This window comes from Microcystis sp. LEGE 00066, from assembly GCF_015207925.1.
GTDB lineage: Bacteria > Cyanobacteriota > Cyanobacteriia > Cyanobacteriales > Microcystaceae > Microcystis > Microcystis ichthyoblabe_A.
Genome location: NZ_JADEVX010000121.1, coordinates 1 through 13732, shown reverse-complemented (window position 1 = coordinate 13732; position 13732 = coordinate 1). Strand labels below are relative to the sequence as shown.

Below are 13732 nucleotides of genomic sequence, written 5' to 3'. Positions count from 1 at the left end.
ACCCCACACCCTACACCCCACACCCCACACCCCACACCCTGCCACCAGGAAAAACTTTTTGCCGCAAACCCTACTTAGGGTTTTCATGGCAACAGGGTATCCTGATGATAATCTGATTTCCCTCCTGTTTTACTCAGCAGACGGATATTTTCAATCAGGATTGATTTTTCTAACGCTTTAGCCATATCGTATAAAGTCAAGGCTGCCACAGATACCGCCGTTAAAGCCTCCATTTCTACCCCAGTTTCCGATTTTGTCACCACTTCTGCGCGAATTTCGTAGCCGGGTAACTCTGCTTTCGGGATAATCTGAACATTGATTTTTTGCAGGGGTAAGGGATGGCAAAGGGGAATTAAGGAGGAAGTTTGTTTAGCTGCCATAATTCCCGCTAGTCTGGCCGTCCCTAAAACGTCACCTTTAGGCGCATTTCCCTGTTCTATGGCTTCAAAAGTCGTTTTTATCATTCTCACTTGTCCTAGGGCGATAGCAGTGCGTTTAGTGGGCATTTTCTCCGATACATCCACCATCTGGGCCTCGCCTTGGCTGTCGAGATGAGATAATTTTTCTTTACCCTCTTGCGTCATTGAATGAACCTGTGCTATATTAGTTTACTGTTGAGAAAAACAAGGGCTTGTAGCTTAGTGGATTAGAGCGTGTGGCTACGGACCACAAGGTCGGGAGTTCGAGTCTCTCCAAGCCCGTTACATACAATGGCATATACTACAGGAATTAGGGACCTATGGTTCCTAATTTCTTTGGTTTTTTGCCCCATCTTCCCACTTTCCTATACTTTTTAAACAGGATTTAGTATCATCAGCCAGTTTTGCTGGAGTATTTTTTACCCTCAAACAGTGAAAGAAACTAAACTTTTAGGATTGTATAATACTAAATCTGGTTATTAAAAACTGATTATTTATTCCCCCTTTTGCCTTTTGCCTTTTGCCTCTTGCCTTTTGCCTGTCCTTATAAATAACCTATGCTCAACGGATTTAGTATAATATGAATTCTCCTGCACCTATGCCGACACCCTTTCAAGTTTCTTTAGAGCGTTACCAGAATGCTCTAAATTATTTAGATACTTCTCATAATAAATCTCTGAAAAAAGCACAGGCTTTAGAAATTATTGCCGCCAGAGATGCTCTTCATAAACAAATGGAAGCTGAGGCGGAAATTTCGGTTGATATGTCGTCAAAATTAATCGAACAAGATAATAGATTAAAACAGAAAAGTTACAAAATTACTCAAGTTCTTGACTTAGCTGAATATCGGGAGACTTTACCTATTTCTGCTCAAGCTTGGTGGTGGCATTTAGAAAGCAGGGAATCTCTGCATCCTTGCAATCGCTTTGATTGGCTATTGAGAAGCGGTAAGCTGGTTTTATTAGGGGTTAATTTTACATTAATCGGAACGATTGCTACTCGGTTTCTTAGTGGTGGTTCAGGTTTGCTAGAAATAGGGGGTGTTATTTTTTCGACTTTCATTTCTTTATTACAAACTGAAAATGCGCTGACACAGAAGCGACAAAAGAGTTTTGTTAAGTTAATGAAATTTCGTAGGATTGCTGAATATTGGCATGAAAAAGTACAGTTTTTGGTAACAGTAATAATTTTTGCCTTACTATTAAGCATTTGGTTACATTTCTCTTGGTTTTCTGATCTTTATAAGCAAGAAGGAATCCGTTTACAATCTCCGCCGCCAGCAAGTCAAGAACTTCCTAATTTAGCTTCAGCCGAAGAGAAATATTTAAAAGCAATTGAGTTAGATCCAGATAATTTAGATGCTCATTATAAGTTGGCAACACTTTACGAAGAGTTACAGGATTTGACTAATGGGAAGAAACACTATTTAATTGCGGCAAAAGGTGGTTTTATAGATGCTTATAATAATCTCGCTTATTGGTATCTGCGAGATAATAAGAATGCAGAAGCGGTAGAGTTACTGGAAACAGCTAAGAGATTATTAGCAGAAAAAGATGAAAAGTTAGACCAATTTACTGAAGATGAGAAACGCAATTTAGCATTACAAAAATATAGTATTTATAAAAATCTAGGCTGGGCCAAATTTAAGCAAAATCGTAGTGAAGATGCAGTTCCTAATCTTTTAGTTGCTATTAGTATCGCTGAAAATCCAGCTTATCAGAAATTTATCCGCAATCCCGGTGCTGCTTTTTGTATTTATGCTCAACTTTTAGAAAAAGAAGACAAGAAATCATCTCAGGAAAATTGGCGTAAATGTCTTAAATTAGCCGAAGGGAGGGAAATTAACACAGAGGAGGATCAATGGTTATATGAAGCGAGGAAAAAAATTAAAGTGAAGTAAAGTTTAGTGACTATTCTCTGAGTAATGCACTAAATACTTCTTGCTGAAAATGCTTATCAAAGGTTAAGATTTCATAGATTTCCAGTTGTCTCATAATCTGCATGGAAGCACAATCAGTTAAACTGTAACCTTTATCTAATCGTCTTTGATAAAAATCAAAAGCCTGCTGAAATTGTTCACTGGTTTGGGGAATGATTTCTATACTAGAATCGTTTTTCAAATCGTTGGTTAAGTTAATAGCAGATTGGCGTAGATAATCTCCTCTTCCTGACAATGCGTTAAGTAATTCTGTCAAAATCATTTCGCTAGTAATTCCTGTAAATTTTCCTAGTCTTACTGTCATTAGTGTGGCAAGTTCATGGAGATTGTCTCTATAATCAGCGAGTGCTTGCAAATAGGATGTATCTAAGAAAATTTTTCTCATTCTTCCTCATCTTCTCTTGGTGCGCCGTACATATAGTGTTCAAAATTACGCGCAAAGTCTGTAGGTAAGTGTTTTCGCCATTCTGACTGGGGAACAAGTGCGCCAATTTCTGCAATTCTTTGCCAAAAAGGTTTTTTGCGGAATTCGGGATCAGCTTGAAGTTGAGCGAATTTTGCTTGTAATTCAGCTATTGTCGGAAGTTCCTCTATTGTCGGAATTTCTTCTGTGCGAGTGGGATTGTTTGGGGGATTCATAATCATTTAGTGGGATTGGTTTACTACATATATTATAACTTTGAATTGACGTTAGTTCTGTGTTTGTTATTCTTCCTCATCTTCTCTCGGTGCGCCGTACATATAATGTTCCGCGTTACGCGCAAAGTCTCTGGGAAAGTGTTTTCGCCATTCTGATTGGGGAACAACGTTACCAATCTCAACAATTCTTTGCCAAAAAGGTTTTTTGCGAAATTCTGGGTCATTTTCTAGTGCATCCCATTTAGCATCGAGTTCTTCCATTGATAACTCAGGCTCTTCGGATGTGTTAGAGGTTGAATGATTGTTTAAGTTAGTCATGATTAAAGTTTCCTTTTAGATTAAAGAGAATAAGTTAATAATAACCTAAATTATCTGGTCAGGTAAATGTTTTGCGAAAATTTGTTTCATTCTTCCTCATCTTCTCTTGGTGCGCCGTACATATAGTGTTCAAAATTACGCGCAAAGTCTGTAGGTAAGTGTTTTCGCCATTCTGATTGGGGAACAACGTTACCAATTTCTATAATTTGTTGCCAGATAGGTTTTGCTAAAAATTCTGGGTCATTTTCCAGTGCATCCCATTTAGCATCGAGTTCTTCCATTAAATCGTCTGATTCTACAGTTGAGTGAGGTTTTTGTTTGTCCATACTTGATAAGAAGTGATAGTTTGTTTTTATCATAGCATTTTTGAGTTGGAGCAAGGTACGGAGATTATCGAGGGGAATTAACCACAGAGATACAAAGAACACAGAGATTATTCACCGATTTTATAATTTATACTGATGATGGCAAGAGAGCCGAATGTTTAACTGAAAGCTTGACATTGTTTTATGTGGCGTGTTTTATTTGCCTTTGATCCTCATCGACAAGCAATTTTACTTGTTGGGGGGAACAAGTCAGGTAACAAAAGATGGTACAAAGAAAATATTCCTATAGCAGATCAACGTTATCAAAAATATCTGGAAAAACTTAAGGAAGAAAAGTCATGAAAGAATATACTAACTTCTCGGAAGAATTTAATAAACTTGGTAAAGAACGACAAGCAAGTATTAAAGCAAGAGCTTCTCAAATTTATTTAGAGGAACTTACGCTTAAATATTTGCAAGAAAAACTAGGTTTATCTTCATCAGAATTGGCAAAGTATCTTGAAGTACAGCAATCAATAGTACCTAAACTTAAACAAGAGCAAAATCTAGAGCTAAATACACTGCGCGAAGTAGTTAACGCCTTAGGTGGAACTGTCGAAATTATTGTCAAAATTCCCAACAAAGAACCTATAATTATTGGTGACTATTCAGAAACGAAGTGTAATTAACCACAGAGACACAAAGAACACAGAGATTATTTGCCAATGTTATAATATGTACTCAATAATAAAGGTGTTCGCTTTTGGAACACAATATTTAAGATGGAATTAACGGGAAGACTCCATGAACGCTATAAAGCAAAAATCTTAAATTGGTAAAAATATAATCCGAAAAATACGATCTGTTACTGACACAATTGCTCCCGTCTTTAATGCTTTTGTACAATCTCGTAAAACTATAGTTAAACGCTGATTAATTAGATTGTAGTTTTCATTGCCTAAACGGAATAGGATGACACTTGGTAAATTATCACCACTAATAGCGAGAAGTTGAGAAAAATCTAGATCGACAGTTAAAATTATCCGCTTTTCTCTTTTTGCTTTGGCAAGAATTTCCTGATCAGATAAAGTTTGTAAGCCTTCATCTCGAAGATGAACGACATCATAACCTTGTTCTCTTAACCATGAGACTGTACGCAGATAAATCCCCATATCGGCTAGAAACTCTATCTCCATTGCTCGATTAATTCAAAATAATGAACTTGTTCTCTGGCTAACCAAGAAGCATATAATAAACATTGGTGAATATCTTCTCTTTCTAGGTCAGGGTATTCCTCTAATATTTCCTCCATCGGCTTTTCGTTAGCAAGTAGATTAAGAATTAAAGAAACAGGAATACGCATTCCTCGAATACAGGCTTGACCTGCCATAATTTTGGAGTTAAAAGTAATTCGGTCTAATTGTTTTAAGGTCATATAGTTTCCAGAAATATGAAGATGATACCTGTGGTAATTTTATTATAGCTAATTCTATAGTTGCGAGTGGAAGTGGGAAATTACTCCTTCAGTGAGGGTGCAAAGCTTGTCTCCAACCCCGTAGGGAAGATTAGGGAATGGTGAGGTTTTAAGTTGTAGTAGTATAGTATAACAAGTTAGACGAGAAAACGGGTTTTTTGAAAAAACCCGTTTTCTGAAATCTTATGACTAAAGTTCAACAACGAACCTAATTAAAGCCAAACCCCAATTGATTCAACCCATGAATAAATTTCTCAAACTCTTTACCCCCATTTCCCTGATATTAATTACGGTAGTATTTCCGGCGGCGACTTTTAGCAACACTGTTGGAGTTAACACGATTTTTGAGGTAAAAGGGAAAGTTACTGTTAAAAAACCACAATGGAAAAAACCCCTTCCTGCTTCTGTCGGACTTACCCTCAGTTTTGATGATAAGTTAGAAGTGGCAGCTAACGCTTCGGTTAAGGTTTATTGTAGTAATCTCAAGAAGTGGACGGTTAAACCGGGAAGGTATATTGTTTCTAATGGCTGTCCTCGGGGAAATCCTGTGATTCCACTTCCCAATAGTAATAATACAACCCTCCGTCCAACAGGAAAAACAGAGAAAGTTTTAGCAAAATTACCTTATCTAATTACTCCTCGTCAAACGAATATTCTCACCAATCGTCCTCGATTGCGGTGGAATGCTGTTCCGGGTGCAACTAATTATACTGTCAAAATAGATGGGGTTAATTGGGAAACGCAGACAAATAAAACTGAAATAGTCTATCCTGGTGAACCTCTTCTGGAAGCAGGAAGGCGATATCGAGTAATCATAGAAGCTGATAATGGTGCGTCTTCTAGACGTGATGATGAAAACGTCGGGTTTAGAGTATTAGATGAACAGACTCAAAAAACGGTTTTAGATGCTGTTAAAACTGTTCAACAGCAGCAATTATCCCCGGAGGAAGCAGGGTTAGTTTTAGCGCATATTTATCGAGGTTATGGGTTGTATGGGGATGCGGTTGAGGTATTAGAAGGATTGGTGAAGCAAAATAGTCAGATTGCTACGGTTTATCAACTGTTAGGGGATACTTACCTTAAGATGGGTTTACCTCAGTTGGCAAAAAAACCTTATGAAAAAGCGTTAAAACTGGCAACAAATACGCAGAATTTGTCAGGACAAGCGGAGATACAAGCGGGTTTAGGAATAGCTTATCGTCTCTTGGGAAATAAGAATGAGGCGATACAGTGGTTAACTAAGGCGAAGGGGACTTATAATCAGTTAGGGGATATTTCGCAGGTTCAGGAATTGGATAAAATAATTAATGACATTTTAAGGAGGGAGTAAGGATAAAAGTTAAATTATTGATGATAGCTACTACTTTTATACGGAGGTAATCAAACAATGGATAAAGATAAACTCATAAAATATCGTCAAGCAGTGCAAAATTTGTTAAGTCGCTATGTAGCAGAAGATGTTACCAGTGAAGATGTAGAAGTACAATTAATATTTGATGTGGAACGGGATCATTATCAGTGGATGAATGTAGGATGGGAAGGTTTAAAACGAGTTTACCGCTCGATTGTTCATTTTGATGTTCGTGATAATAAGATTTGGCTACAACAAAATTTAACGGAATTGAATCCAGCAGAAGATTTAATTTCAATGGGTGTTAGGAGGGAGGATATTGTTTTAGGACTGCAACCACCTTATAAACGGCCTTATACTAATTATGGTACTTAAAACAAATTCTCCTTCTCACAAATACGTCAAAAAATATGTATGAATTATTTAATTAGGAGATAATTATGTTTGTCTGTCATGTATGTGGTGCAAAAGATGCCGAACAAAAATTAGTCGATGAAACTTTTAGGATTGATGGTAGCCTAATCTTAGTTGAAAAAATCCCCGCTCAAGTATGTTATAACTGTGGTGAGGTTGTTTTTAGCAGTGAAACGGCAGAAAAAATCAGAATTTTACTACAGCACAAGGCCCAACCCGACAAATCTATTCAAGTTGATGTTTTTGCCTATCAATAAACTCTAGGGATAAAAAACCAATGAAAGTATCAATCAAATCAGGGATAGCGGTTGTCGTCATTACCGGGATGATGGGATTATCGGGAGTCATCTTAACCCCAACGGTGGGACAGGTGATTTCTCAGGTTTCACCGCAAGATAAATTAGCCGAAGCAGAGAGGCTAAATCAGCAAGTTATTCAATTGTATCAGCAGGGGAAATATAACGAGGCGATTCCCCTAGCAGAACAAGCTTTAGCTATCATCAAACAACAATTAGGAGACAACCATCCCGATACCGCCTCCAGTCTCAACAATTTGGCATTACTTTACCAGTCTCAAGGAAGATATAGCGAAGCCGAACCCCTCTACAAACAAGCTTTAGCTATCATCAAAAAACAATTAGGAGACAACCATCCCTCTACCGCCACCAGTCTCAACAATTTGGCAGGACTTTACGAATCCCAAGGAAGATACAGCGAAGCCGAACCCCTCTACAAACAGGCTTTAGCTATCAGGAAACAACAATTAGGAGACAACCATCCCTCTACCGCCACCAGTCTCAACAATTTGGCAGGACTTTACGAATCCCAAGGAAGATACAGCGAAGCCGAACCCCTCTACAAACAGGCTTTAGCTATCAGGAAACAACAATTAGGAGACAACCATCCCGATACCGCACAAAGTCTCAACAATTTGGCTGCACTTTACGAGTCTCAAGGAAGATACAGCGAAGCCGAACCCCTCTTCAAACAAGCCTTAGCTATCAGGAAACAACAATTAGGAGACAACCATCCCGATACCGCACAAAGTCTCAACAATTTGGCAGGACTTTACGAGTCCCAAGGAAGATACAGTGAAGCCGAACCCCTCTACAAACAAGCTTTAGCTATCATCAAACAACAATTAGGAGACAATCATCCCGATACCGCCACCAGTCTCAACAATTTGGCTGCACTTTACGAGTCTCAAGGAAGATACAGCGAAGCCGAACCCATCTACAAACAAGCTTTAGCTATCAGGAAACAACAATTAGGAGACAACCATCCCGATACCGCCACCAGTCTCAACAATTTGGCAGGACTTTACGAGTCTCAAGGAAGATACAGCGAAGCCGAACCCATCTACAAACAAGCTTTAGCTATCAGGAAACAACAATTAGGAGACAACCATCCCGATACCGCCGCCAGTCTCAACAATTTGGCAGCACTTTACCGTCTTCAAGGAAGATACAGCGAAGCCGAACCCCTCTACAATCAGGCTTTAGCTATCAGCAAACAACAATTAGGTGACAACCATCCCGACACTGCACAAAGTCTCAACAATTTGGCAGCACTTTACAGAGTTCAAGGAAGATACAGTGAAGCCGAACCCCTCTACAAACAGGCTTTAGCTATCAGGAAACAACAATTAGGAGACAACCATCCCGATACCGCACAAAGTCTCAACAATTTATCCTCACTTTACTTATTTCAAGAAAAATATGCCGAAGCAGAACCCTTCTACCAACAAGCTTTAGCTATCCATAAAGCACAATTAGGAGACAACCATCCCAATACCGCCACCAGTCTCAACAATTTGGCTGCACTTTACAGAGTTCAAGGAAGATATAGCGAAGCCGAACCCCTCTACAAACAAGCTTTAGCTATATGGAAACAACAATTAGGAGACAACCATCCCTCTACCGCCACCGGTCTCAACAATTTGGCATTACTTTACGAGTCCCAAGGAAGATACAGCGAAGCCGAACCCCTCTACCACAGGTCCTTAGCTATCAAGAAACAACAATTAGGAGACAACCATCCCTCTACCGCCACCGGTCTCAACAATTTGGCTGTATTTTACCAGTCTCAAGATGATATTCCTCAAGCAATTAATTATCGAACCCAAGGACTTGCAGTAGAAGAATACAACCTCTCAGAAAATCTAAAAATGGGGGATGACAAGCAAAAACAAGATTATATGGCAAAGGTTTTAGGGACGACTGATGGGGTGATTTCCCTCAATCTTCAAGCTGCACCGAATAACCCAGAAGCAACCCGTCTCGCCTTGAAAACTATCTTAGAACGCAAAGGACGAATTTTAGATGTTTCAACCAATAGCTTACAAATTCTCCGACAACGTACTGATGACCCCGAAAGTCAACAATTATTAACTCAACTGATTGAAGTTCGGACTCAACTATCTAATCTGACTTTTAAAAAGCCTGATGATTTTCCCTCAGAAGAAATTTACCGTCAACAACTTGACGAAGTTACCGCAAAAGCAAAAGAAATAGAGGGTAAAATCGGTGTTCGTAGTGCCGAATTTCGTAGTTTATCCCAACCCATTACCCTGGAAGGTATTCAAAAACTAATTCCTGCTGATGCTGCTTTAGTTGAAATAGTCCGCTATCGACCTTTTAATCCTAAAGCACCTGAAAATCAACGCTTTGGCAATCCTCGTTATGCTGTTTATATTCTCTATCCCAATGGTGACATCAAAGCCAAGGATTTAGGGGAAGCCAAACCGATTGATGACAAATTAATTTACTTCCGTAACAATCTTGCAGACGCACAAACTCCTCTCCCTCAACTGCAAAAATCAGCGCGTCAACTTGATGAGACATTGATGCAGCCTATCCGTCAATTATTAGGCAATACTAAAACAATTCTGCTTTCTCCTGATGATGCACTTAATTTAATTCCCTTTGAAGCTTTAGTGGATGAAAATAATCAATACTTAGTGGAAAATTATCATATTACCTATCTCACTTCTGGACGGGATTTACTGCGTCTAAAAGATAAATTTGCTAGTCAACAATCTCCCCTTATTGTAGCTGATCCTTTCTACGGTAAAGTAGGGGAAAAAGTCGCTCTCACTCGTTCCATAGACCTGTCTGAGTTTACTTTTCCCGGTCTTCCGGGTACAGAGGAAGAAGCTAAAGCAATTAAAAATCTCTTACCTCAAGCCACTGTTTTAACTGGTTCTCAAGCCACAGAAAACGCCGTCAAACAAGTGAAAAAACCGAATATTCTCCACATCGCTACCCATGGTTTTTTTAAACCGGAACGCAATGTTATTGAGAATCCTTTATTGCGTTCTGGGTTAGTTTTAGCAGGAGTTACAATCGGTCAAAGTGCAGGAGATGATGGGGTTTTAACTGCTTTAGAAACTACCAATTTAAACTTAGTGGGAACCAAATTAGTTGTTCTTTCTGCTTGCGATACGGGGAAAGGAGATATTAAAATCGGTCAGGGAGTTTATGGATTGCGCCGTGCTTTAGTTATTGCGGGAAGTGAAAGCCAATTAATTAGCCTTTGGAAAGTATCTGATGACGCAACTAAAGATTTAATGGTCGCCTATTATGGACGCTTACAAAAAGGAGAAGGACGCAGTGAAGCTTTACGACAAATTCAACTAGGAATGCTCAAGGGTGAGAAGCAAAAACATCCTTTTTATTGGGCCAGTTTTATTCCTTCTGGTGATGCAACTTCGATGAAATTTAACTGATGAAGGGTTAGGAGTTAAACTTAGTAGTAAAGTTATTGGTATCACAAACAATTACTAGGAGAGTCACACAATGGCAACATTTACAGAAAACGACCTCAAAGAAATGAACTACCCCGCCGCAAGCGGACGGGGTATCAGAATCAAAATAGACTCAATTGTAGATTTTGGTGTAGCTGCAGGTATTCTTTATCTTGTTCTTTTACATATCTCGCTATCATACCTTCATCCCCATGCTTTCCTACCGTACTTGCGTAATATCCATCACTCCAAAACTCTCCTCCCCACAACTGCTTTTTCACTTGAGGACACTTTTTGAAAATTTCTCTCGCCGTTATACTTTTAATCATTGTCACTATCCTTGTCACACTATAGGTCGGTACTGATTGCACCAGAAAATGCACATGATCTTTATCCACTCCAATTTCTACAAACTTTATCTCGTATCGTTTTTCCATCTCTAGACAGACTTCTTTCAACAAGCTATCTACCTGTTCGTCGAAAACGGCTTTACGATATTTGGCTGGGAACACTAAATGATATAGCAAAACACTTACATTATGGCTCTTATGGATGTATTCACTCATTTTTCTATTGTACGCCGCGAGCGGCGGGGAATTAGACCCGAAGAGATTAAAAGACTTTATTGTAGGACAATTCAAAGAAGTTAATGACAAAATAGACAAGTCATCTGAACAACTTAATGGCAAAATAGACAGATTATCTGAACAACTTAATAGCAAAATAGACAAGTTATCTGAAGAAGTGAATAACTTAAGAGTTGACATAGCAAATATTAAAGGAGAATTAACAGGTGTGAATAAACGCCTAGATAACTTGGAATTTACTAATCGAACCATCTTTGTTGCCATTGTTACTGCACTAATGGCAGGATTAGTTAAGTTATTTTTCCCAAATTTTCCTACTAATCCTTAACTGTGATTCAAAAAGAAAACGGGTTTTTTGAAAAAACCCGTTTTCTGAAATCGAATTCAAAATAGGAAATAGCGTTGGGCCATGGGTAAAACCGTAGCCGGTTCACAGATTAATAATTCCCCGTCAGCACGCACTTCGTAGGTTTCGGGATTAACTTCCATGCGCGGTAAAGCGTCATTTAGCTTCATACTAGCCTTACTGATATTGCGCGTATTCGACACTGCCACGGCGGTTTTTTTCAGCTTTAACTTCTCAGGAATGCCCGCTTTCATAGCATATTTAGAAACAAATGTCAAGGAAGTTTTGGCGATCGCACCACCAAAAGAGGCAAACATGGGACGCATATAAACCGGTTGGGGTGTGGGAATACTGGCATTAGCATCGCCCATTTGCGCCCAGGCGATTAAACCGCCTTTCAGGACAATTTCTGGTTTTACGCCAAAAAATGCCGGTTTCCAGAGAACCAAATCGGCTAATTTGCCCACCTCGATGGAACCGACATAATCGGAGACACCATGGGTAATAGCAGGATTAATCGTATATTTAGCAATATATCGTCTTGCTCGCAGATTATCATTCTCTCCCGTTTCCCCGGTCAGTCTGCCCCGTTGTACCCGCATTTTGTGGGCAGTTTGCCAAGTGCGGATAATTACTTCTCCCACCCGTCCCATCGCTTGAGAATCGGAGGAAATGATACTAAAAGCCCCTAAATCGTGGAGAATATCCTCGGCGGCAATAGTTTCGCGGCGGATGCGGGATTCGGCAAAGGCCACATCTTCGGGAATACTCCGGTCTAGATGATGACAAACCATCAACATATCAAGGTGTTCCTCTAAGGTATTCGTCGTATAGGGACGAGTGGGATTAGTAGAAGAGGGTAAAACGTTCATTTCCCCGCAAACCTTGATAATATCGGGAGCATGACCACCGCCGGCCCCTTCCGTGTGGTAGGTGTGAATGACGCGATTTTTAAAAGCGGCGATAGTGGCCTCAACAAAACCGGCCTCATTGAGAGTATCGGTATGAATCGCCACCTGCACATCGTACTTATCGGCCACGCTTAAACAAGTATCAATGGCTGCCGGAGTGGTTCCCCAATCTTCATGGAGTTTTAAGCCAATTACCCCCGCTTTTACCTGTTCCGCTAGTCCTTCCGGCTGACTGCTATTGCCTTTACCCAAAAAACCCAAATTCATCGGGAAAGCTTCGGCGGCCTCTAGCATTCGATAGATGTTCCATTCTCCCGGGGTGCAGGTGGTGGCATTAGTTCCCGTCGCAGGTCCAGTCCCGCCACCAATCATCGTGGTAATCCCCGACGCAATCGCTGTCTCAATTTGTTGGGGACAGATAAAATGAATATGGGCATCAATCCCCCCTGCTGTCAAAATCATCCCTTCCCCGGCTAATGCCTCGGTAGCAGGACCGATGATAATATCGACATTATCTTGAATGTGGGGATTGCCGGCTTTACCGATTTTATAAATTTTGCCGTCTTTAATGCCCACATCGGCTTTAACGATACCCCACCAGTCGAGAATTAGGGCATTAGTAATCACCAAATCTACCGCCCCATCTTCCCTAGAAATGGGGGATTGGCCCATACCATCGCGAATTACTTTACCGCCGCCGAATTTTACCTCATCGCCGTAGGTGGTGAAATCTTTTTCGACTTCGATAAATAATTCCGTGTCTGCTAGGCGAACTTTATCTCCGACGGTGGGGCCGTAGGTTTCTGCATAGGTGCGGCGGTCGATGCGATAATTCATAGGGGGAATTCTTGAAAATCGACATTGATTATACGATCGATTTTCCGGCAATTATCGCTTTTTAGGGATTTTCTTCCATTTTTAATCTGGCTCGTTTTCGAGGATTTCTTTGGCTTTCAGTAAAGCTTGGCGATGTTCTTCGGTAACGGTGGGATATTTTAAACCCAGGGATTCGAGGGTTTGATAAATAACCGCCCCCACAGCTAAACGGGTAAACCATTTGGGTTCTTCTCGACTTTGTGTGATAATTTTTGCCTATAGAATCGTGAAATGTTTACCCGGAAAGACTTTTGGGACTATTTTGCTGAAGAAACTATCAGTATAGACCCCGTTTCCACACAGAAACCAGAAGAGCCAAATTTTTATAATTGAGATAGTTTGTGCCGCTTAAATAGGGTTTGCTGAAAAAGTTTTTCCGGGGGGTAGGGTGTGGGGTGTGGGGTGTGG

General features: G+C 40.0%; 17 protein-coding genes, 1 tRNA gene and 1 pseudogene. 9 read left to right on the top strand and 10 right to left on the bottom strand.

What is annotated here, in order from left to right; translation table 11 throughout:
- Window positions 1-83: 83 nt before the first annotated feature.
- Window positions 84-584, bottom strand: a complete 501-nt coding sequence (moaC, locus tag IQ224_RS15990; RefSeq protein ID WP_004157231.1) for a cyclic pyranopterin monophosphate synthase MoaC — start codon at window positions 582-584, stop codon at window positions 84-86.
- Window positions 585-627: 43 nt separating this feature from the next.
- On the opposite strand from moaC, the gene IQ224_RS15985 reads away from it, so the two are divergent.
- A tRNA-Arg gene (locus IQ224_RS15985) sits at window positions 628-701 on the top strand.
- Between the two features lie 298 nt (window positions 702-999).
- Window positions 1000-2319: a tetratricopeptide repeat protein gene (locus IQ224_RS15980; protein WP_194033200.1), complete on the top strand. Its 1320-nt coding sequence runs from the start codon at window positions 1000-1002 to the stop codon at window positions 2317-2319.
- 10 nt (window positions 2320-2329) lie between these two features.
- Here IQ224_RS15980 and IQ224_RS15975 read toward each other — a convergent pair whose 3' ends face one another.
- The 4 genes from IQ224_RS15975 to IQ224_RS15960 all read right to left on the bottom strand — a co-directional run bounded on the left by IQ224_RS15975 (window position 2330) and on the right by IQ224_RS15960 (window position 3596).
- Window positions 2330-2743, bottom strand: a complete 414-nt coding sequence (locus IQ224_RS15975) for a type II toxin-antitoxin system VapC family toxin (RefSeq protein WP_004157227.1) — start codon at window positions 2741-2743, stop codon at window positions 2330-2332.
- The gene (locus IQ224_RS15970; protein ID WP_002766985.1) at window positions 2740-3003 is read right to left on the bottom strand and encodes a hypothetical protein; all 264 of its coding nucleotides are present in this window, start codon (window positions 3001-3003) and stop codon (window positions 2740-2742) included. Before IQ224_RS15970 ends, IQ224_RS15975 begins: the two co-directional genes overlap by 4 nt.
- Before the next feature lie 60 nt (window positions 3004-3063).
- Window positions 3064-3315, bottom strand: a complete 252-nt coding sequence (locus tag IQ224_RS15965; RefSeq protein WP_002774365.1) for a hypothetical protein — start codon at window positions 3313-3315, stop codon at window positions 3064-3066.
- A gap of 86 nt (window positions 3316-3401) precedes the next feature.
- Window positions 3402-3596, bottom strand: a complete 195-nt coding sequence (locus tag IQ224_RS15960) for a hypothetical protein (RefSeq protein ID WP_194033199.1) — start codon at window positions 3594-3596, stop codon at window positions 3402-3404.
- Window positions 3597-3824: 228 nt separating this feature from the next.
- Between IQ224_RS15960 and IQ224_RS15955 the strand changes: the two genes are divergently transcribed.
- Both IQ224_RS15955 and IQ224_RS15950 read left to right on the top strand, forming a co-directional pair.
- The gene (locus tag IQ224_RS15955) at window positions 3825-3983 is read left to right on the top strand and encodes a type II toxin-antitoxin system RelE/ParE family toxin (RefSeq protein WP_004157212.1); all 159 of its coding nucleotides are present in this window, start codon (window positions 3825-3827) and stop codon (window positions 3981-3983) included.
- Complete coding sequence (locus IQ224_RS15950) at window positions 3980-4309, top strand: XRE family transcriptional regulator (protein WP_002785496.1); 330 nt, start codon at window positions 3980-3982, stop codon at window positions 4307-4309. The genes IQ224_RS15955 and IQ224_RS15950 overlap by 4 nt, the downstream gene beginning before the upstream one ends.
- A gap of 138 nt (window positions 4310-4447) precedes the next feature.
- Here the strand turns inward: IQ224_RS15950 and IQ224_RS15945 are convergent, their stop codons facing one another.
- Together IQ224_RS15945 and IQ224_RS15940 are read right to left on the bottom strand one after the other, a co-directional pair.
- Window positions 4448-4816, bottom strand: a complete 369-nt coding sequence (locus IQ224_RS15945; RefSeq protein WP_194033198.1) for a DUF5615 family PIN-like protein — start codon at window positions 4814-4816, stop codon at window positions 4448-4450.
- The gene (locus IQ224_RS15940; RefSeq protein WP_194033197.1) at window positions 4807-5055 is read right to left on the bottom strand and encodes a DUF433 domain-containing protein; all 249 of its coding nucleotides are present in this window, start codon (window positions 5053-5055) and stop codon (window positions 4807-4809) included. Before IQ224_RS15940 ends, IQ224_RS15945 begins: the two co-directional genes overlap by 10 nt.
- 280 nt (window positions 5056-5335) lie before the next feature.
- Here IQ224_RS15940 and IQ224_RS15935 point away from each other — a divergent pair, with 280 nt between their 5' ends.
- The 4 genes from IQ224_RS15935 (at window position 5336) to IQ224_RS15920 (ending at window position 10586) form a co-directional block, all read left to right on the top strand.
- Window positions 5336-6424 carry a lipopolysaccharide assembly protein LapB gene (locus tag IQ224_RS15935; protein ID WP_194033196.1) on the top strand — a complete coding sequence of 363 codons (1089 nt, stop codon included), beginning with the start codon at window positions 5336-5338 and terminating at the stop codon, window positions 6422-6424.
- A 57-nt stretch (window positions 6425-6481) separates the two neighbouring features.
- Complete coding sequence (locus IQ224_RS15930) at window positions 6482-6820, top strand: XisI protein (RefSeq protein ID WP_194033195.1); 339 nt, start codon at window positions 6482-6484, stop codon at window positions 6818-6820.
- A 65-nt stretch (window positions 6821-6885) separates the two neighbouring features.
- Complete coding sequence (locus tag IQ224_RS15925) at window positions 6886-7116, top strand: type II toxin-antitoxin system MqsA family antitoxin (protein ID WP_194033194.1); 231 nt, start codon at window positions 6886-6888, stop codon at window positions 7114-7116.
- Between the two features lie 20 nt (window positions 7117-7136).
- Window positions 7137-10586 (top strand): tetratricopeptide repeat protein, encoded by a 3450-nt coding sequence (locus IQ224_RS15920; RefSeq protein WP_228036266.1) that lies wholly within the window; start codon window positions 7137-7139, stop codon window positions 10584-10586.
- A gap of 140 nt (window positions 10587-10726) precedes the next feature.
- On the opposite strand, the gene tnpA is transcribed toward IQ224_RS15920, so the two are convergent.
- Entirely contained in the window at window positions 10727-11170 is a 444-nt protein-coding gene (tnpA, locus tag IQ224_RS15915; protein WP_002740761.1) for an IS200/IS605 family transposase, read from the bottom strand.
- Between the two features lie 7 nt (window positions 11171-11177).
- Here tnpA and IQ224_RS15910 point away from each other — a divergent pair, with 7 nt between their 5' ends.
- Window positions 11178-11519, top strand: a complete 342-nt coding sequence (locus IQ224_RS15910) for an LPP leucine zipper domain-containing protein (protein ID WP_228036265.1) — start codon at window positions 11178-11180, stop codon at window positions 11517-11519.
- 56 nt (window positions 11520-11575) lie between these two features.
- Here IQ224_RS15910 and ureC read toward each other — a convergent pair whose 3' ends face one another.
- Window positions 11576-13285 (bottom strand): urease subunit alpha, encoded by a 1710-nt coding sequence (ureC, locus tag IQ224_RS15905; RefSeq protein ID WP_002785480.1) that lies wholly within the window; start codon window positions 13283-13285, stop codon window positions 11576-11578.
- A gap of 81 nt (window positions 13286-13366) precedes the next feature.
- Window positions 13367-13507 (bottom strand): annotated as a pseudogene (locus IQ224_RS15900) (polyphosphate kinase 2 family protein); the annotation flags it as partial.
- Window positions 13508-13732: the final 225 nt, after the last annotated feature.